Origin of the sequence: Clostridium sp. C2-6-12 (assembly GCF_009928485.1) — a bacterium.
GTDB lineage: Bacteria > Bacillota > Clostridia > Clostridiales > Clostridiaceae > Clostridium.
Window position 1 is genome coordinate 66,698 of the sequence record NZ_JAABNP010000001.1, and the last position, 19,756, is coordinate 86,453.

Here is a 19,756-nt window from a genome sequence, read left to right on the forward strand (position 1 = left end):
TTGAAATTGTATTTATTGAGGATAGATTAATAATGAAATATACAATGAAGAGTTTAATTAATAATTTAAAAATAAAAAATAAGCTTATATTAACGTATCTAATCGTTACCGTTCTAACAGTCTCAATAGTTGGAACTTATTTAACAACTCAAATGACCACTATAGTTGTAAATAGGGCAGTAGACGAAGCTGAAAATAATACTAAGATAATACAACACAGATTAGAAGAAGTACTTAATTTAACGACTAAGGTATCGGATTTGATTTATGGTGATGAAAAATTAAATTCAATTTTGAATAAGCAGTATAAAAGTACAGCTGAAGTGTTTGATACATATATGGAGTATCCAGTGCTTCATGATTATTTTAAGTATTACAAGGAGTTTGCAAGTATAAGTGTTTATACTGAAAATCCTACAATAATTTCTAACTCAGAGATTTTAAAGGTTTCAGATAAAACAAGAAGTGAGGATTGGTATGTAAAAGCTATTAATAATAGTGGGAAGATAGCTTGGAGATATACTAAAGATGAATTCACCAATTTAGAATACTTATCTTTAGTCAGATGTATTAAAGATAGCAGAGGCAGAAGGACAGGCGTACTTGTTATAAATATCAATCCTAATATATTGAAAAATTTAATTGAAACAGATTCAGCTGATAATATGATTTTGCTTGATGGACAGGCCGTTTCATCTAAAAATGATTATGAAATAGATGAAGAAGAGGTTTTGAAAAATACAGTAAAATCTACAGAAAACGATTCTATAAGTGTATTTAAAGCAAACTTTAACAATAAAGAAAGTTACATGATATTAAATTCTTTTAAAGTGGAAAAAACCTTAGGAAATAATTTTAAGGTACTTATTGTATTACCAATAAATAAAATAACTGATCAAACTAATAAAGTTATAATGAATAGTATCATTGCAATTCTCATTGCTATTATATTTGCATTATTTATTATTATGTATTTCTCAAAGACAATATCAGAAAGAGTTGATATTTTAAGAAAGGAAATGCATAGGGTAGTAAATGGGGATTTTTATATAGTATCAAAAATTGAGGGAACTGATGAAATCGGGCAGCTTTATCAGGATTTAAAGATAATGATAAAAAGTATAAAACAATTAATTGAAGATGTTTATATAGAAAAAATACAAAAAGAAAAATTAAGAGCAAGTCAAAAAGAAGTTGAATTTAAGATGCTTGCTAATCAAATAAACCCTCATTTTCTATATAATACCCTTGAAACTATTAGAATGAAAGCTTTTTGTAATGGGGATAAGGAAATTGCAGATATAGTAAAGAAGCTTGGAAAAATAATGAGAAGAAATCTCGAGGTTAGTGGTAAAGCTGTAAGTCTTCAATCAGAGCTGGAATTAATAGATAATTATCTTCAAATTCAATCAATGAGATTTGAAGGAATGGTTAAATATGAGTTAAATATAGAGGAATCAGTTAGAAAAGATGAATATAAAATATTGCCATTATTGTTGCAGCCTGTTGTCGAAAATGCTTTTGTTCATGGTCTTGAAGAAAAAAAAGAAAAAGGAACTATTAAAATAGATATACTGGAAAAAGAACAGTTTTTAATAATAAAAATCAATGACGATGGGGTTGGAATTAAAGCTGATAAGCTAGAAAAAATAAATGAGAGACTGCGCTTATTTCAAGAAAACAATGGTAAGAGCATTGGAATGATCAATGTAAACCAAAGAATAAAGATACACTATGGAATACAATATGGGTTAAGCATAGAAAGTGAATATGGAAAGGGAACAACAGTTACTTTGTTATTACCTATTATAGATAAAATGGAGGTATTATAGATGTTAAGTGTTCTAATTATTGATGATGAACCTAATGTTAGACTTGGACTAAGAAAAATAGTTCCATGGGAGGAAAATGGTTTTCAAGTATGTGGAGAGGGACAGGATGCAGAAGATGGATTTGAAAAGATAATGACCCTTTCACCGGATATTGTATTGATAGATATAAAGCTTCCAGGTAAATTAGGTACAGATGTAATAAGGGAAGCAAGAGAAGTAGGATTTACAGGTAAATTTATAATTGTTAGTGGCTATTCTAATTTTGAATATGCTAAAACAGGAATTAAATATGGAGTTAAATCATATATTTTAAAACCTGTAGATGAAGACGAGTTGATGGATTTATTATTAGAACTAAAAACTGAAATACAAAATGAAAAGCAATGGCAGCAGGAAAAGAAAATAGTAAAATACACTAAGCTGCAAAACTTTATTTTAGAAGAAAATGAAGAAGATATAGGAGAATATAATAAAATCAAAGAAGAGTATAGTAAATATGAAAATTTTAGAGTTGGTCTAATATCAGAAGTTGATAGTCACGGAAAGAAAATTAAATTAGAAGAATTGGTTAGTGATCAGTTAAAAAACTATGGAGATGTAGATGTCATTAAAACAGGAGAGAGTGTTTTAATATTATTTAAAGATTTTAATAGTAAGCGAATTGATAAGATTTCAAGTGAATTAAAAAATAAGTTAGATGAAATTCTAGTTACAAACATATTTATAACTTTGGGCTGTGAAGTTGGTAATATAAGAAAAATAAAGGAATCCTATAAAGAAGCAAAAAAATTATTAACAAATAGGTTTTTATTCTTAGAACGAGGTATAATCTCCAAAGCAGATTTAGATAAAATTGAAAGAAGCAAAGAGTTAAATTTTGATACAATAATAGAAAAAATATATAGCTATGTTGAAATAAATGATACAGAAAATATTTTTAAAGAATTTAAAGAACTTCAAAAGCTGGTTATACAAAGAAATTATTCAGAAGAACAAACAAAAGTAATGTGTATAAAAATATTTTTAGATTTAAAGGAAAAGTTAAATAGTGATTATGATTTAAGTGAAATCATCATTAAGACAAATGAAGAAATTATAGAAAATATATATAGTCAAGTTAGTCTGAAAAATGTTATAGATTATCTTATAGATAATTTCAATAATGTTTCTAATCAAATTGGGGGAGCATCTTCAGAAAATATAATAAAAAGAGTAGTTACTTACATGAATACTAATTACTACAAGGATTTGAAGCTGGAAACATTAGCTGAAATATTCAATTATAATAGTGCGTATTTAGGTAAACTTTTTAAGAGTAGTGTGGGAGAGAGTTTTAATACATGTTTGGATAAAATAAGAATAGAAAAAGCTAAATATCTTTTGGTAGAAGAAAAACTTAAGGTATATCAAGTATGTGAAAGAGTTGGCTATAAAAATATTGATTATTTTCATAGTAAATTTAAAAAATATGTAGGAATAAGTCCCTTGAATTATAAAAAACAGTGTGGTGAAGAAGAGTAGATAAATATACCTATGAAACTTTGTTTTAGAAACATATTTTTGTAGGTATATATTTTTATATATAAATATTTATAACAAATGATTGCAAATGTTTATTCTTTTATTTGCTAAAATTTATATTAAGTACATAAGATGAAAAAATTAGTAAAAGTAAATCAAATATGACATAAAAAATTTTTTGTGATAATATATAATTAAATATTCAAATTAATGGAGGAGAAAAAATATGGAAGGCGAATCGGCCCAGACAAGTAGTATGGTAATGCAAATTTTATTTTTAATTGCATTAACCTTAATAAATGCATTCTTTGCATCAGCAGAAATGGCAATTGTATCAGTAAACAGAAATAAAATGAAGATGTTAGCAAATGAAGGAAATAAAAAAGCTAAAATCCTTTGTAAGTTAATGGATGAACCAACAAAGTTTTTATCTACAATTCAAGTAGGAATAACATTAGCAGGTTTCTTTGCTAGTGCATCCGCAGCAACAGGAATTTCGATGGAATTAGGAAAATTTTTAACCAGTATAAGAATTCCTTATGGAGATCAACTAGCTTTTGTAGGTGTAACGGTTGTATTATCTTATTTTACATTAGTATTTGGTGAATTGGTTCCAAAGAGAATTGCTTTAAGAAAATCTGAAATTATAGCGATGTTTTCTCTTAGACCAATAATATTTATTTCAAAAATAGCAGCACCATTTATAAAAATATTATCAATTTCAACATCTGTATTAGTGAAAATTTTAGGATTTGATAATGAAAATCTTGATGAAATAGTTACAAAGGAAGAACTCAAATCATTTATAGAAACTGGTGAAGAACAAGGTGCTATAAATGAGCATGAAAAAGAAATGATTGAGGGAATAATTGAATTTGATAACAAAAAAGTTGAAAAAGTTATGACACCTAGAATAGAAGTATATTGTATAAATATTAAAGAACCTTTAGATTCTTATTTAGATGAATTATTAGAAATGAGATATTCAAGAGTTCCAGTATATGAGGACGATATAGATAATGTAATAGGTATTTTATATATGAAAGATTTTATGATTGAAGCTAGGAAGACAGGCTTTGATAATGTTGATATTAAGAGTATTCTGAGAGAACCATATTTTGTTCATGAAGGTAAAAATGTACAAGACTTATTTAAATTGCTTCAGGCATCACAAAGACATATTGCAATTATAATTGATGAATATGGTGGATTTTCTGGTATCATTACTATAGAAGATCTTCTAGAAGAAATTGTAGGAGAAATTAATGACGAAGATGATAGTAATGAAGAGCGAATAAAAAAAATAGATGATAGCACTTTTTTAGTAGATGGATTAACAACTCTCGAAGAGTTAAATGAAGATTTAGATTTAGGGATTGAACTAGATCAAGATATTGACACTATAAGTGGTTTTTTAATTAATTTAATGGGAAGAATTCCTACAGAAGAGGATAAAAAGACATTAGAATATAACAATATAACCTTTAAGATAGAAGAATTAGGAGATAAGAGAATAGAGAAAATTCTTATAAATAAAATACATAATGATGGCAATGTAATTAACGGTGTATAGAAAAAGAAGGCGTTTTACTTTAATTAAGTAAGATGCCTTCTTTATTTCAGTTAAGAGTTAAGAATTATGAGTTAAGAGTTGTGGAAGAAAAGTCTACAACTTTTCAAAGGTTATACAAATTATAATTGACTCTGTCCTTAGGTAGGGAATTAAAATAATTTTAAAGACACAAATTATTAATTTATATAACATTGGAGGCTGATGAAAAGTGGTAAATGGATATTATATAAGTAAGGATAAAACAAAATTACAGATTGAGAATATAAAAGAATTAATGAAACAAACATATTGGGCTGCTGAGCGTAAAGAAGAAACTATTGTTAAAGCAATTGAAAATTCAGTATGTTATGGGATATTTGATAACTGTAATAATCAAATTGGATTTGCAAGAGTTATTACAGATTATGCAACAGCTTATTATCTTTGTGATGTCGTTATTGACAAGGAATACAGGGGAAAAGGATTAGGAAAATCAATAATAGATTTTATTACAAATGATAGTGAGTTAAAAAATTTGCGTGGACTTCTGCTTACTAAGAATGCACACGGATTGTACCAGAAATATGGTTTTGAAAGAAATGTTGAAAAATTTATGGAAAAAGATGTAAGATAAACTGAGTATTTCTGGTTGTATATTTGAGTTACAAAAAACGTTGATCATTATTTATGTTTTATGAATACAAATTATAAATAAGGGAATAAATATAAATTATAGAGAATAAGAAAATAATTATTTATTTAGTTTAAGTACATAATATAAAGAATATATAAAGTATTTAAACTATTAATTAACGGAGGATAATATGCCTAGAGAAATCTACAATGAATATTTATTAATAATGCCAAGTGGAAACTGTAAGGGATTTAATGATATAGAAGGGGTAAAAGCTTATATCAATCTTTATTACGAAAAAAGATTTGATCATACTCTTCATGAAGATGGTTATAATGATGCAACAGAAATAGGTGGAGATGAACCAAGACTAAATGTGTTTACCCAATTAGGAGTTGAAGAAGGTAAATGTGAAGTTTATAAGACACAAGATTTTATTGAGATATTAGATAATGAATTGATTTTTGAAGAAGATAAGGAAGAAATAATATCTAAGTTATCGGAGGCTAAAATAAATTTGAATATTTACGATTATGGTTTAGATGAAATTTTAGCACATATTCAAGAGATAGAACTCATGGATGATTTTGGAGACAAAGTAAGAGGTTAGAATTGAAATGTAAATATTTATAAAAAATGATATTAATATGGCATGTTTTAAATTATCAATTAATACTTAATATAGAAAAGAAATAGTTAGTTAAAACTTAATAATGTTAACAAATAAATAAAATATTGCGTTATTAAATATTAAATAGTTAATTTAAATGGGATTTTAATTAGCAAAAAAAACATAATGAAAAATAAATATTAAATTGTTGACAATGGTAAAAACAGAGAGTAAAATCTAGTTTAACAAGAAAATTTAATAGGTCCTTAGGTTATTAAATGCTGAGATGGAGAAAATGATTTAGCAAATGAGTTGCAGAGAGTCGATGGTTGGTGAGAATCGATACTTTAGCTTTTGAGTTATCGCTCCTGAGCAGAATCCAGAAAGAGAAAGAAATTTCTTGAGTAAAAGATATCCGGTGTGCATCCGTTATATGCAAGGGTTTGTTAGAACCTAGTGATATTATATAAGGCGGAATATTATCCCACTTCTTATGATTCATATCATTAAGGGTGGATTTTTTTAACCATTTTTAAGGGGGAGAGGCAATGGAAAAGCATGTATTGTCGGCTTTAGTTAAGAATTCATCAGGTGTTTTGAGCCGAGTGAGTGGATTGTTTTCAAGAAGAGGGTATAACATTGACAGTTTAACTGTTGGCAGGACAGAAGATCCTTCGATTTCTAGAATGACAATTACGCTTATGGGAGATGAAAATGTATTAGAGCAGGTTAAAAAACAATTAAATAAATTAGAAGATGTAGTAAGAGTCATCGATTTTAAAGCTAATGAATCAGTTTATAGAGAGCTGGCACTGATTAAGGTAAGGGCTAATGCTGAAAACAGAGCAGCCATAAATGAAACTGTAAAAATCTTTAGAAGTAAAATAATAGACATATCTACGGATACCTTAACAATAGAATTAACTGGGGATGAAGAAAAGATATCAGCATTGATAAACTTAATGGAAGAATACGGAATAGAAGAATTAGTTAGAACTGGGGTTACAGCACTCCAAAGGGGAGATAAAACTATAAAGAATTCTGTTGAAACTTATTAAGAGATTTTAAAACTATAAAGCAATGGCAGCAAGCAATAAATAGGGGAAGGGGGATAATCATATATGGAAGGGAATCAGGTTAAAATATTTGATTCTACACTAAGAGATGGAGCTCAAGGGCAAGGAATTTCATTTTCCTTAGAAGATAAGATTAAGATAGTAAAAGCTTTAGATGAAATGCATGTTGATTACATCGAAGCTGGAAATCCTGGATCAAATCCAAAGGATATGGAATTTTTTAAGAGACTTAAGGAAGTAAACCTTAATAATTCTAAAATAGCTGCATTTGGCTCAACTAGAAAGCCTAATGTTAAAGCAGAAGAAGATAAAAACTTAAAGGATTTATTATCTTCAGGAGCAGATACAGTTGTTGTATTTGGAAAGTCATGGAGTTTTCAAGTTACAGAAATTATAAAAACCTCGTTAGATGAAAATATTCAAATGATAAAAGATACCATCAAATATTTATATGAAAATGGGAAAGAAGTATTTTTTGATGCAGAGCATTTTTATGATGGATATAAAGAAAACAAAGACTATGCAATGGCAGCTTTAAAAGCAGCTGAACAAGCAGGCGCAAAAGTAGTAGTACTATGTGATACTAATGGAGGCACTTTACCACAAGAAATATATGATATAACAAAAGCAGTAAGAAAAGAAATAAGCATAGAGATCGGAATTCATAGTCATGATGATATGGGAATGGCAGTAGCAAATTCAATTATGGCTATTCAAGCAGGGGCAAAGCAGGTACAGGGAACTTTTATTGGTATAGGAGAAAGATGTGGAAATGCCAACTTAAGTGCAATAATACCAGCATTAAAACTAAAACTTTGTTACGAAGTGTTAAAGGGTGCTGAATTAGTTAATTTAACAAAATCAGCTAGATATATAGCTGAAATATGCAATATAACCTTAATGGATCAAAGTCCTTTTGTAGGAAATTCAGCTTTTGCACATAAAGGTGGAATGCATATTGATGCAGTAACTAAAGCACCAAGATCATACGAACACATTGATCCAGAAGTAGTAGGAAATAAAAGAAGATTCTTGGTTTCAGAGGTTAGTGGAAAGAGCACTATACTTCAGGAAATAAAAAAGATATTTCCCAATATATCTAAAGATGACAGCTCAGTTCAAAAGATTACAGATAAGTTAAAGGAATTAGAATATGAAGGTTATCAGTTTGAAGGAGCTGAAGGTACTGTCGAATTAGTTATAAGAAAGACTATTGGTAAATATAAACCATTCTTTAAATTAAATCACTTTAAAATTATTGGAGAACAACCTTATGGCTCAGAAGATTTTTCTTCTACAGCAGTAATAAATATTACAGTTGATGGTCAGACAGAAATGACAGCAGCAGAAGGCGAAGGTCCAGTAAATGCATTAGATAAGGCTATTAGAAAAGCGCTTGAAGTTTTTTATCCAGAACTAAAGCAAGCAAGACTTGTAGATTACAAAGTTAGGGTTTTAGATTCAGAAAGTGCAACAGAAGCCAAAGTAAGAGTTTTAATTGAATCAACAGATGGAATTGAGAGTTGGAGTACTGTTGGGGTGTCTCGTGACGTAATTCAAGCTAGCTGGATAGCACTAGTAGATTCAATAGAATATAAATTAATAAAAGATATTGAAAGAAAAGTAAAAGCATATTTTTAAGGAGATGATTAAAACATGGGAATGACAATGACACAAAAAATCTTAGCAGCACATGCTGGATTAGAATCTGTAAAAGCTGGGCAATTAATCGAAGCAAATCTTGATTTAGTTTTAGGAAATGATATTACAACTCCTGTAGCTGTAAATGAATTTAAGAAATTTGGAACAGATAAGGTATTTAGCAAAAGCCAAATTGCAATTGTACCAGATCACTTTACTCCTAATAAGGATATAAAGGCAGCTGAACAAGTTAAATATATTAGAGAATTTGCAAATAAGATGGAAATTGAAAATTTCTTTGAAGTTGGAGAAATGGGAATTGAACACTGCTTACTTCCTGAAAAAGGACTTGTAGTTGCTGGTGATGTTGTTATAGGAGCTGACTCTCATACTTGTACATACGGAGCACTTGGTGCTTTCTCAACTGGTATCGGATCAACTGATATGGCAGCTGGTATGGCTACAGGAAAGTGCTGGTTCAAGGTACCATCAGCGTTAAAATTTGTTCTTAAAAACAAACCTGCTAAATGGATAGGTGGAAAAGATATTATATTACACATAATTGGAATGATTGGTGTTGACGGTGCATTATACAAATCAATGGAATTTGTAGGAGATGGATTAGAATACCTTTCAATGGATGATAGATTTACAATGGCTAATATGGCTATAGAAGCTGGTGGAAAGAATGGTATCTTCCCAGTTGATGATAAAACTGTAGAATACTTAAAAGAACATGCATCTAGAGAATACAAGGTTTATGAAGCTGATGCAGATGCAGAATATGATGAAGTGTTTGAAATTGACTTAAGCACATTAAGGCCAACAGTTTCATTCCCTCACCTACCAGATAACACAAGAACAATTGACAATACTGGTGATGTAGCTGTTGACCAAGTTGTAATTGGATCATGTACTAATGGTAGAATTTCAGATTTAAGAATAGCTAGAGATATCTTAAAAGGTAAGAAAGTTAAAAAGGGTATCAGATGTATAGTTATTCCTGGAACTCAAAAGATCTATTTACAAGCAATAAAAGAAGGAATAGTTACAGATCTAGTTGAAGCTGGAGCAGCATTCTCAACACCAACTTGCGGACCATGTTTAGGTGGACATATGGGAATTTTAGCAAAAGGTGAAAGATGTGTATCAACAACAAATAGAAATTTTGTGGGAAGAATGGGGCACGTTGAATCAGAAGTATATCTTGCAAGCCCAGCTGTAGCAGCAGCATCTGCTTTAACTGGAAAAATCACTGACCCAGAATTAATCTAGGAGGTATTAAGTAATGAGCGTAAAAGGTAAAGTATTCAAATATGGAGACAATGTAGATACAGACGTAATAATCCCAGCAAGATATTTAAATACATCAGATGCAAAAGAACTTGCTGCACACTGTATGGAGGATATAGACTTAGATTTTGTAAAGAACGTAAGAGATGGGGATATAATCGTAGCAAACAAAAACTTTGGATGTGGTTCTTCAAGAGAACATGCACCACTTGCAATTAAAACAGCAGGAATCAGCTGTGTTATAGCTTCAACTTTTGCAAGAATCTTCTACAGAAATTCAATCAATATTGGATTACCGATTTTAGAATGTGATGAAGCTGTAAAGGCTATTGATGCTGGTGATGAATTAGAAGTTGATTTCTCAACAGGAGTTATTAAAAACTTAACTAAAAATCAACAATATCAAGGTGAACCATTCCCAGAATTCATGCAAAAAATCATAGATAGTGATGGATTAATTGGATATATAGGAAGTAAGCAATAATAAAATAATGACAGAATTGTGTGAATTTTCTTGATATAATCAACCTATAAGGAGATAATATTAGGTAAGAGAAATTTATTTAAAATAAATTTAATGTGAATAAGATAATTTAATCTTAATTAGGTTCATTTCTAACGATTAAATTATTACATTTCTACAATTAGGTAATATAAACAAAAGCAAAATAAGTAATAAGTGTAAAATAATATTAATATAGCATTATAACTCGTAAAATTAATGATATTAAAAAACATTAAAATGAATAAAACAATTCAAGTATAAAAATGGTCAACAGCTAAAGTTAATAGATAACGGTATAATCAACTGCTAACTGTTAACTGTTAACTGTTAACTGATTTAAAGAGGGGGATTTTTATAATGAAATGTAATGTAGCTGTAATACCAGGAGACGGAATAGGTCCAGAAGTTATAGAGGAAACCGTAAAAGTTTTAAAAGTTATTGGGGATAAGTTTGGACATAGATTTGAATATGAATATGTATTAGCAGGTGGTTGTGCTATAGATAAAGAAGGAACACCACTTCCAGAAGCAACTTTAGAAGCTTGTAAAAAGAGCGATGCTGTTTTACTTGGTGCTGTTGGAGGTCCTAAGTGGGATGATCCTACTGCTAAAATAAGACCAGAACAAGCATTATTAGGACTAAGAGGTGCTTTAAATCTTTATTGTAATTTAAGACCTGCAGTACTATATGCACCATTAAAAAATGAATCACCGCTTAAAGACAGTATAGTTAAAAATGGAATAGATATCTGCATAGTTAGAGAATTAACAGGTGGTATCTATTTTGGTGAAAGAGGCTTAGAAGAAGTTGATGGTGTAAAGAGTGCTTATGATACTGAAAGATATAATGTAAATGAAATAACTAGAATTGCTAAAATCGGATTTGAAACAGCAATGAAGAGAAATAAAAAACTTACAAGTGTCGATAAAGCTAACATATTAGAAAGCTCAAGACTTTGGAGAAGTGTAGTTAATGAAATGGCTAAGGATTATCCAGAAGTAGAAGTTAACCACTTATATGTTGATAATACTGCAATGCAATTAGTTAAAGATCCAAATCAATTTGATGTTATCGTAACTTCAAACATATTTGGAGATATATTATCAGATGAAGCTAGTATGGTTACAGGATCAATTGGAATGCTGCCATCTGCATCACTTGGGGAAGGAACACTTGGAATGTATGAACCAATCCATGGAAGTGCTCCTGATATAGCAGGACAAGGAATTGCTAATCCATTAGCAACTATCCTTTCAGCAGCAATGATGCTTAGATACAGTTTCTCATTAGAAGAAGAAGCTAGAGCAATAGAAAATGCAGTATTAGCAGTTCTTGAAGATGGATATAGAACTGGAGATATAATGACAGAAGGTAAGAAAAAGGTTGGAACAGTTGAAATGGGAGATTTAGTTTGCGGAAAACTACAAGCAGCAAAATAATCTATTGAAAAAACCATTTTATAAGCAAAGGAGTGAATAAAATGTTATTAACAGGGGCTGAAATCTTAATAAAGTCGTTGCTTGATGAAGGCGTAGAGACTATATTTGGATATCCAGGAGGAGCTGTCTTAAATATATATGATGAATTATATAAATATAAGGATCAACTTCATCATGTTTTAACTTGTCATGAACAAGGAGCATCTCATGCAGCAGATGGATATGCAAGAGCAACTGGAAAAGTTGGCGTTTGTCTTGCTACTTCAGGACCAGGGGCAACTAATCTAGTAACAGGTATTGCGACTGCATATATGGATTCAATTCCTATGGTTGCTATTACGGGAAACGTAGCTAAACCACTCCTTGGAAAAGATAGTTTCCAGGAAGTTGACATAACAGGAATTACAATGCCTATAACAAAACATAACTATATTGTAAGAGATGTTAAGGATCTTCAAAACATAATCAGAGAAGCTTTTTATATAGCACAAGAAGGCAGGCCTGGTCCTGTATTAATAGATATTCCTAAAGATGTTACTGCTGATAAAACTCAGTATACGAAATTAATACCTAAAGAGGTTGTTAGGAAATCAGAACATATTACAGATAAAGCTCTGAAAGAAGCAATAGAGCTAATAAATCAAAGCAAGAAGCCATTTATATATGCAGGTGGCGGTGTAGGAATATCTAGAGCAACAGAAGAATTGATAAGTTTTGCAGAAAAGATAAATGCACCAGTATCAACATCTCTTATGTGCATGGCAGAATTCCCAAATGACCATGAATTATACACTGGTATGATAGGAATGCATGGAACAAAAGCATCAAATATAGCTGCAACTAAATGTGATTTGTTAATAACACTGGGAGCTAGATTTAGTGACCGGGTTATAAGTCATCAAAATCACATTAAGAATGCAAAAGTATTACAAATCGATGTTGATCCAGCAGAAATAAATAAAAATGTAAAAGTTGATACATGTATTGTTGGAGATTTAAAAGTAGCTTTAGAAAAAATAATACCATTAATTGAAGAAAAGAAAAATGAAGAATGGTTAGAAGCAATTAACAATCTAAAAGAATTAAAAAAGGTACCATTAAATTGTGAAATAACTCCAGAATTATTTTTTGATAAATTAAATCAATTAAATGATGGAAGTTTTATAATATCAACAGAAGTTGGTCAGCATCAAATGTGGACTGCTCAATATTTTAAATTCAAAGATCCAAGAACTTTCATAACATCAGGTGGTCTTGGAACAATGGGATATGGACTTGGAGCAGCAATAGGTGCACAAATTGGTATGCCAAATAAGAGAGTGTTTAACATTGCTGGAGATGGAAGTTTTGGAATGAACTGCAATGAGTTAGTTACTGCAGTGAAAAATAAACTTCCACTAATACAAGTTGTTATGAATAACAACTGTTTAGGTATGGTTAGACAATGGCAAAATCTATTCTATGAAGAAAGATATTCTCAAACTACTTTAGATAGACCAACAGATTATGTAAAGCTTGCAGAAGCTTTTGGTGCTAAGGCGTTTAGAATAACTAGAGAAGAAGAAATAGATGATGTATTAAGAAAGGCACTGGCTTCAAAAGAAGGCCCAGTTCTTATAGATTATGTAATAAATAGTGATAAAAAAGTTTTTCCTATGGTTGCACCTGGTGCACCAATTAATCAAATAATAAGCGAAGAAGATATTAATAATAATTAGGAGGTCATTAGAAATGGCGAAAATGTATTATGAAAAGGACACAGATTTAAATTTATTAAAAGGAAAGAAAGTTGCTATAATCGGTTATGGTAGCCAAGGTCATGCACATGCATTAAACCTTCATGAAAGTGGAATAGATGTTACAGTTGGATTATACAATGGAAGTAAATCTTGGGCTAAAGCTGAAGCAGCTGGATTAAAAGTTGCTACAGTTGCAGATGCAGCAAAAGCAGCAGATTTTATCATGATTTTATTACCAGATGAAAAGCAAGGTAAAATCTACAATGAAGAAATTGCTCCAAACTTAGAAGAAGGAAATTCATTAGTATTTGCTCACGGATTCAACATACACTTTGCACAAATCGTGCCACCTGCATTTGTTGATGTATTTATGGTAGCACCTAAGGGACCTGGTCACTTAGTAAGAAGAACATATACTGAAGGCGCTGGAGTACCTTGTTTAATAGCTGTACACCAAGATGCATCAGGAAAAGCAAAACAAAATGCATTAGCATATGCTAACGGAATTGGTGGAGCAAGAGCTGGTATTCTTGAAACTACATTCAAAGATGAAACAGAAACTGACTTATTCGGAGAACAAGCAGTACTTTGTGGTGGATGTGCAGAACTTATCAAAGCTGGTTTTGAAACTTTAGTAGAAGCTGGATATGCTCCAGAAAATGCTTACTTTGAATGTATGCATGAAATGAAATTAATCGTAGATTTATTCTACCAAGGTGGATTAAGCTTAATGAGATACTCAGTATCTGATACTGCTGAATATGGAGATTATCAAATCGGTAAGAGAATCATCACTGATGAAACTAAGAAAGAAATGAAGAAAGTTCTTTCTGAAATTCAAGATGGTACTTTTGCAAAGAATTGGTTATTGGAAAACCAAGTTGGAAGACCAAACTTCAATGCAACTAGAAGAATGGAAGCAGAACATCCAATCGAAAAAGTTGGTAAAGAATTAAGAGGAATGATGAGCTGGATTGACACAGCTAAAATAGACTAGTATTAATAAAATACTATTAAAAGAGGGTCTGTCGCTAAGTAATGCGGTAGGCCCTCTTTTAATGTAAAGCAAGCATAAGATTATTGAAGAATTTAAATTGGATAAAATGTAGTTTGGAAGTATTTTGATTAAAAAGTTCCCAAAGAAAAGTATAGAAAGATAAATTTTAAGTTATATTAAACTAACGAAAGCGGATGCATAAGTATTAAAAGTTTTAATATAGAAATATATAATCAAAAAATATAATTTTGTAAAATTTTCTATTAGTGATTATAATAGATAAGGAGAAAGATGCAGTCTAATTCATTTTTTGTAGATTGCTCTAGATAATAAATATATAATTATAAAAGTGAAGGACAAGGTGGGAAAATGAGTGCAAAACTATATGTGGATTTTAAATTAAGTAAATTAGAATTTCGTTTTCGCAGAATAAAGCTGAGCATAAAGAATGAAAACAAATCCTATGAGCTATCAGTTAAGCCTAATAAAGAAGTAGATATTGAAATTGAACCAGGAAAGTATGAAGTGAATGTACATATTCCGTATTTATTTACTAAGGCAGGAGCTGCAAGGTTTGTAATAGCACCTAATGAAGGTGATAAACTCTTAGTAACGTATAGACCGCCAAATGGTATTGTATTTTTAGATGGAAAAGTAGAAGTAACAAGAAAAGAATAGTTATGGATTAGTGAAGTTTCTCCTTAATTGCTTGTTAAGCACTAAAGGGTTATGCCTAGCAAGCAATTGAGGAAGAAAATTTTCTATTGAATTCTAATAGAATAACAATGGGAAGAAAAAGTTGATTTTAACTAAAGTGAGGAATAATATGAATTATGTATATATTGTAGAATGTTCTGATGGTACATTTTACACTGGGTGGACAAACAATTTAGAAAAAAGGCTTGATATGCACTCAAAGGGCACAGGTGCTAAATATACTAGAGGAAGGGGACCTGTTAAGCTTGTATATCATGAAACCTTTGATACAAAAGAAGCTGCAATGAAAAGAGAGTATCAAATAAAAAGGTTAACGAGATATGAAAAAATATTGTTAATAAACACAGTATGTGATAATATGCAATAATTTTTATAGAGGACGATAGAATGTGAATATTTTATGCAATCGGTTTAGTAAAAGCGCAGATATTAAAGTAAATCAAAATAAATGTAAGAAAAACTATTAAATTTGCCTGAAAATGAAGGAAAATATTACTTGAGAAAAAATTAGTAAGTTGATATACTAAAAACATGAAAAGAAAAGGTTATCATAAAGGTCTAAGTAGTATATAAAAGCTAAAAGGACTAAATTTTTTTAAAAGTTTCGCAAGCGCTTGCAAGAAATGACGGAATAAAAATAACAAGTATAACATTATGTGCTTAAACTTGATTTTAAGCATATGTTATAATATAGCATTTAAAAATCAATAGATTTTAAATGAATTTAATGGAGGGGTATACATTATGAAAACAAAAAAACTATTATCAACAATTTTAGTATCTGCATTAGTAACCGGATTAATGGGAGGATGTGGATCAAGTTCAAGTACTGGAAGTAATGATAGTGCAAGTAAGTCTGGTGGAAAGACTGTAAAGGTATTTCAATTAAAAGTTGAAATTAACGATGCATTGCAACAACTTGCTAAGAAATATGAACAAGAAAAGGGTGTTAAAGTTGATATTCAATCAGTTGGTGGTGGCGCTGACTATGGTGCGTCTTTAAAAGCTGAATTTGCTAAAGGTGCTGAGTCTGAACCAGATATATTCATGATTCAAGGCGCTGGTGACTATGAAATTTGGAAACATAAAATTGATGATTTAAGTAGTCAAGGTTGGAAAGATAAGGCTGTTAAAGGTACACTTGATACAGTAACTTTTGATGGAAAAGTATACGGTATGCCAGCAGCAACAGAAGGATATGGCTTGATGTATAATAAAGCAATCTTAGATAAGGCAGGAATTGATCCTAAATCTATAAATACATTTGATAAGTTAAAAGCTGCTTTTGAAACATTAGATAGCAAAAAATCAGAACTTGGAATTGATAATGTTATGTCTTATACAACAAAGGAAACTTGGGTAACTGGTAACCATTCATTTAATATACCATTTGCTGCACAAGAAAATCCATCACAATTTGCAAAAGACTATATTGCTAAAAAAGCAGATGTAGTAAACAATAATAAGTTTAATGATTGGATGAACTTAGTTGAATTAATGTGTAAATATGGCGGAGGAAAAGCATTAGATACTATTGATTATAGTACTCAAGTAGGTAACTTTGCACTTGGTAAAACAGCATTTATGCAACAAGGTAACTGGGTTGCTGGAGATTTAAATAATTTAAAGGCTGACTTTAATATGGGATTCATTCCAATGTGTATTAACAACGATGCTAATGACAAAGCAAATACATCTATTCCAGTAGGAGTTCCAATGTACTGGGTAGTTAATAAAGATTCTAAAGTAAATAAAGAAGCTAAAGAATTCTTAGACTGGATGGTTAGTAGTAAAACTGGTCAAGAAGCTCTAGTTAAAGATATGAATATGATTCCTGCATTCACAAACTTTGACGTTCAAAGTGATAATAAATTAAATCAATCAATAGGTGAATACAACAAAGCAGGAAAGACTCTTCCATGGGCATTTACTAATTTCCCAGATGGATTCTCTATGAACAATATAGGACCTTTATTCTCTAAATTCCTAACAACAGATATGGGTGCACAAGCTAAGAAAGATATGTTACAAGGAATTCAAGATGCAAAAAGAGAAAAGTAGAAATTAAAAAAAATTCATGAGGAAAATAAAACTTCCTCATGAATATTTTATACATAGGATTAGTTCATAAAAACAATTGAAATAATAAATGCAATAATATGTATTACTAAGAAAGGAGTTATTTTATGAGTAAAAAATCAAGAGCTAGTAGAGATTTTTGGGTTTTTGTTGGACCAGCTTTATTTGCTATAGTAATGGTTGTATTTATACCATTTATAATTGGTATATATTATACATTCACAAATTACAATGGTGCTAATCCACAATATGATTTTGTAGGAATAAGGAATTATGTAAGTCTTTTTAGTGATGACCAATTTATGTATTCTTTAAAAATAACTATTTTATATACATTTGCCAGTGTAATAACTATTAATTTGGTGGGATTTGGGTTGGCATATGCTGTTACAAGAAAGTTAAAAACTAGTAATTTTTTAAGAACAGGTTTCTTTATGCCAAATTTAATTGGAGGATTAATCCTAGGATTTATATGGCAATTTATGTTTAATTCCGTATTCATAGGAATAGGACAAAATTTAGGCAGTAAAGCACTTGCAACATCACTATTGCAAGAACCAACTACAGCAATGTTTGCAATGCTAGTTGTTTCAACATGGCAATATGCAGGTTATATAATGGTTATATATGTAGCTGCACTTCAAACTGTTCCAGCTGACTTAATAGAAGCAGCGCATATTGATGGAGCTAATGGATGGCATACATTTAAGCATATAACAATACCTATGGTAAGACAAGGAATGACAATTTGCATGTTCTTAACATTAGCAAACTCATTTAAATTATTCGATTTAAACTTCTCATTAACACCGGCAAAAACAACAGAAATGTTAGCTTTAAATATCTATAAGGAAGCATTTGTAGTAAATAATATGGGTACAGGACAAGCTAAAGCAATCATATTCTTTATACTTGTAACTGCTATTTCTTTAGTTCAAGTTTACTTTAATAAGAAGAAGGAGGTAGAAGCATAATGGAAGCAGATAGAAATGTTAGTAATGTAGTACAAAGTAAATCGGGTAAAAAATTAACAACATTAGATAGTTATACTGGTAAACTGGGAATACTAGAAGTTTTTATGTGGCTACTATTAGTATTATATATGGCACCGTTTTATTTGATGTTTATAAACTCATTTAAAACAAGAAGAGAAATTTTTGCTAATACCACAGGATTACCTGATGTGTGGAATTATAAAAATTATATAGATGCTGCTAGTAAAATGGACTTAGTAAGTTCTTTCACTAATTCTCTGATAATAACTGTTGCAAGTGTAATATTAATACTTTTATTTTCTTCAATGGCAGCTTGGTTATTAGTACGTGATCAAACTAAGAAGAGTAAAATATTATTTTATGTATTTACAGCAGGAATGATTGTACCATTTCAAGCAGTAATGATACCACTTGTAAAGTGGATGGCGAAAATACAACTTGGACCATTTAAGATGATAGGGACACATTATGGCTTAATATTTATGTATATTGGATTTGGCGTAAGTATGAGCATATTCTTATATCATGGATTTATTAAAGGTATACCTCAAGAAGTTGAAGAAGCTGCAACTATTGATGGATGCAGTAAATGGCAAACTTATACAAAGGTAGTTTTGCCATTGTTAAAACCAACTACTGTTACAGTAGCTGTATTAAATAGTATATGGATATGGAATGACTTTTTATTACCTTTCTTAACATTAGATAAAAGTTTAAGAACCATACCATTAGCTATGAATAATTTCTTTGGAGCATTTTCTAAGCAATGGGAACTTGCTATGGCAGCATTGGTTATGGCTATAATTCCAATTATTATATTCTATTTCTTTGTGCAAAAGCATATCATTGCAGGTATTGTTCAAGGATCTATAAAATAAGAAAAAGCTTGGAGACTATTTTAAATATCTAAAGTTTTATTCAATAGTAAGGATTTTTAATGAAGATTTAATAGTAACGATAGTGAATTGAAAGTTGTAATTTAGATTTTAATTAAGAAACTAGATTGATTGAAGTAATATTAATTTAAGTTTAATATAGTCTCTTAGTTTTCTAATAATGTTTTTTGTGAAATTGTTGTAGTATTTATGCACTTTTGTGCAAGCGGTTGCTTGGAAGTGGTAAATA

17 protein-coding genes are annotated in these 19,756 nt (G+C 30.1%); all 17 read left to right on the top strand.

The window, feature by feature from the left end; all coding sequences use genetic code 11:
* Nucleotides 1–32: 32 nt before the first annotated feature.
* The gene (locus GXK56_RS00370; RefSeq protein ID WP_160683344.1) at nucleotides 33–1,832 is read left to right on the top strand and encodes a sensor histidine kinase; all 1,800 of its coding nucleotides are present in this window, start codon (nucleotides 33–35) and stop codon (nucleotides 1,830–1,832) included.
* Nucleotides 1,833–3,353 (top strand): response regulator, encoded by a 1,521-nt coding sequence (locus GXK56_RS00375; protein WP_160683347.1) that lies wholly within the window; start codon nucleotides 1,833–1,835, stop codon nucleotides 3,351–3,353. It abuts the gene before it with no gap.
* Nucleotides 3,354–3,579: 226 nt separating this feature from the next.
* Nucleotides 3,580–4,926, top strand: coding sequence for a hemolysin family protein (locus GXK56_RS00380; protein ID WP_160683351.1), 1,347 nt, complete (start codon nucleotides 3,580–3,582; stop codon nucleotides 4,924–4,926).
* A 208-nt stretch (nucleotides 4,927–5,134) separates the two neighbouring features.
* Nucleotides 5,135–5,539, top strand: coding sequence for a GNAT family N-acetyltransferase (locus GXK56_RS00385; RefSeq protein ID WP_160683354.1), 405 nt, complete (start codon nucleotides 5,135–5,137; stop codon nucleotides 5,537–5,539).
* Between the two features lie 190 nt (nucleotides 5,540–5,729).
* Nucleotides 5,730–6,149, top strand: coding sequence for a hypothetical protein (locus GXK56_RS00390; RefSeq protein ID WP_160683357.1), 420 nt, complete (start codon nucleotides 5,730–5,732; stop codon nucleotides 6,147–6,149).
* Between the two features lie 548 nt (nucleotides 6,150–6,697).
* Nucleotides 6,698–7,207, top strand: coding sequence for an acetolactate synthase small subunit (gene ilvN, locus GXK56_RS00395; RefSeq protein ID WP_160683360.1), 510 nt, complete (start codon nucleotides 6,698–6,700; stop codon nucleotides 7,205–7,207).
* Between the two features lie 63 nt (nucleotides 7,208–7,270).
* The gene (gene cimA, locus GXK56_RS00400) at nucleotides 7,271–8,866 is read left to right on the top strand and encodes a citramalate synthase (protein ID WP_160683363.1); all 1,596 of its coding nucleotides are present in this window, start codon (nucleotides 7,271–7,273) and stop codon (nucleotides 8,864–8,866) included.
* Between the two features lie 15 nt (nucleotides 8,867–8,881).
* On the top strand, nucleotides 8,882–10,141 hold the full coding sequence (gene leuC / locus GXK56_RS00405; protein WP_160683366.1) for a 3-isopropylmalate dehydratase large subunit: 1,260 nt from the start codon (nucleotides 8,882–8,884) through the stop codon (nucleotides 10,139–10,141).
* Nucleotides 10,142–10,154: 13 nt separating this feature from the next.
* The gene (gene leuD, locus GXK56_RS00410) at nucleotides 10,155–10,643 is read left to right on the top strand and encodes a 3-isopropylmalate dehydratase small subunit (RefSeq protein WP_160683369.1); all 489 of its coding nucleotides are present in this window, start codon (nucleotides 10,155–10,157) and stop codon (nucleotides 10,641–10,643) included.
* Nucleotides 10,644–11,021: 378 nt separating this feature from the next.
* On the top strand, nucleotides 11,022–12,104 hold the full coding sequence (leuB, locus tag GXK56_RS00415; RefSeq protein WP_160683372.1) for a 3-isopropylmalate dehydrogenase: 1,083 nt from the start codon (nucleotides 11,022–11,024) through the stop codon (nucleotides 12,102–12,104).
* Nucleotides 12,105–12,145: 41 nt separating this feature from the next.
* Nucleotides 12,146–13,822, top strand: a complete 1,677-nt coding sequence (gene ilvB / locus GXK56_RS00420) for a biosynthetic-type acetolactate synthase large subunit (protein ID WP_160683375.1) — start codon at nucleotides 12,146–12,148, stop codon at nucleotides 13,820–13,822.
* 13 nt (nucleotides 13,823–13,835) lie between these two features.
* Nucleotides 13,836–14,840 (top strand): ketol-acid reductoisomerase, encoded by a 1,005-nt coding sequence (gene ilvC, locus GXK56_RS00425; protein ID WP_160683378.1) that lies wholly within the window; start codon nucleotides 13,836–13,838, stop codon nucleotides 14,838–14,840.
* Nucleotides 14,841–15,209: 369 nt separating this feature from the next.
* Nucleotides 15,210–15,518 (top strand): hypothetical protein, encoded by a 309-nt coding sequence (locus tag GXK56_RS00430; protein WP_160683381.1) that lies wholly within the window; start codon nucleotides 15,210–15,212, stop codon nucleotides 15,516–15,518.
* Between the two features lie 148 nt (nucleotides 15,519–15,666).
* Nucleotides 15,667–15,924 (top strand): GIY-YIG nuclease family protein, encoded by a 258-nt coding sequence (locus GXK56_RS00435; RefSeq protein ID WP_160683384.1) that lies wholly within the window; start codon nucleotides 15,667–15,669, stop codon nucleotides 15,922–15,924.
* A gap of 377 nt (nucleotides 15,925–16,301) precedes the next feature.
* Nucleotides 16,302–17,618, top strand: a complete 1,317-nt coding sequence (locus GXK56_RS00440; protein ID WP_160683387.1) for an ABC transporter substrate-binding protein — start codon at nucleotides 16,302–16,304, stop codon at nucleotides 17,616–17,618.
* Between the two features lie 125 nt (nucleotides 17,619–17,743).
* The gene (locus tag GXK56_RS00445; RefSeq protein WP_160683390.1) at nucleotides 17,744–18,610 is read left to right on the top strand and encodes a sugar ABC transporter permease; all 867 of its coding nucleotides are present in this window, start codon (nucleotides 17,744–17,746) and stop codon (nucleotides 18,608–18,610) included.
* Nucleotides 18,610–19,509 (top strand): carbohydrate ABC transporter permease, encoded by a 900-nt coding sequence (locus GXK56_RS00450; RefSeq protein WP_160683393.1) that lies wholly within the window; start codon nucleotides 18,610–18,612, stop codon nucleotides 19,507–19,509. Before GXK56_RS00445 ends, GXK56_RS00450 begins: the two co-directional genes overlap by 1 nt.
* Nucleotides 19,510–19,756 lie beyond the last annotated feature (247 nt).

What these genes read in the sequence shown, in the direction of transcription:
- GXK56_RS00370 (WP_160683344.1), top strand. Translation starts at nt 33, where the DNA reads ATGAAATATACAATGAAGAGTTTAATTAATAATTTAAAAATAAAAAAT.
- GXK56_RS00375 (WP_160683347.1), top strand. Translation starts at nt 1,833, where the DNA reads ATGTTAAGTGTTCTAATTATTGATGATGAACCTAATGTTAGACTTGGA.
- GXK56_RS00380 (WP_160683351.1), top strand. Translation starts at nt 3,580, where the DNA reads ATGGAAGGCGAATCGGCCCAGACAAGTAGTATGGTAATGCAAATTTTA.
- GXK56_RS00390 (WP_160683357.1), top strand. Translation starts at nt 5,730, where the DNA reads ATGCCTAGAGAAATCTACAATGAATATTTATTAATAATGCCAAGTGGA.
- ilvN (WP_160683360.1), top strand. Translation starts at nt 6,698, where the DNA reads ATGGAAAAGCATGTATTGTCGGCTTTAGTTAAGAATTCATCAGGTGTT.
- cimA (WP_160683363.1), top strand. Translation starts at nt 7,271, where the DNA reads ATGGAAGGGAATCAGGTTAAAATATTTGATTCTACACTAAGAGATGGA.
- leuC (WP_160683366.1), top strand. Translation starts at nt 8,882, where the DNA reads ATGGGAATGACAATGACACAAAAAATCTTAGCAGCACATGCTGGATTA.
- leuD (WP_160683369.1), top strand. Translation starts at nt 10,155, where the DNA reads ATGAGCGTAAAAGGTAAAGTATTCAAATATGGAGACAATGTAGATACA.
- leuB (WP_160683372.1), top strand. Translation starts at nt 11,022, where the DNA reads ATGAAATGTAATGTAGCTGTAATACCAGGAGACGGAATAGGTCCAGAA.
- ilvB (WP_160683375.1), top strand. Translation starts at nt 12,146, where the DNA reads ATGTTATTAACAGGGGCTGAAATCTTAATAAAGTCGTTGCTTGATGAA.
- ilvC (WP_160683378.1), top strand. Translation starts at nt 13,836, where the DNA reads ATGGCGAAAATGTATTATGAAAAGGACACAGATTTAAATTTATTAAAA.
- GXK56_RS00430 (WP_160683381.1), top strand. Translation starts at nt 15,210, where the DNA reads ATGAGTGCAAAACTATATGTGGATTTTAAATTAAGTAAATTAGAATTT.
- GXK56_RS00435 (WP_160683384.1), top strand. Translation starts at nt 15,667, where the DNA reads ATGAATTATGTATATATTGTAGAATGTTCTGATGGTACATTTTACACT.
- GXK56_RS00440 (WP_160683387.1), top strand. Translation starts at nt 16,302, where the DNA reads ATGAAAACAAAAAAACTATTATCAACAATTTTAGTATCTGCATTAGTA.
- GXK56_RS00445 (WP_160683390.1), top strand. Translation starts at nt 17,744, where the DNA reads ATGAGTAAAAAATCAAGAGCTAGTAGAGATTTTTGGGTTTTTGTTGGA.
- GXK56_RS00450 (WP_160683393.1), top strand. Translation starts at nt 18,610, where the DNA reads ATGGAAGCAGATAGAAATGTTAGTAATGTAGTACAAAGTAAATCGGGT.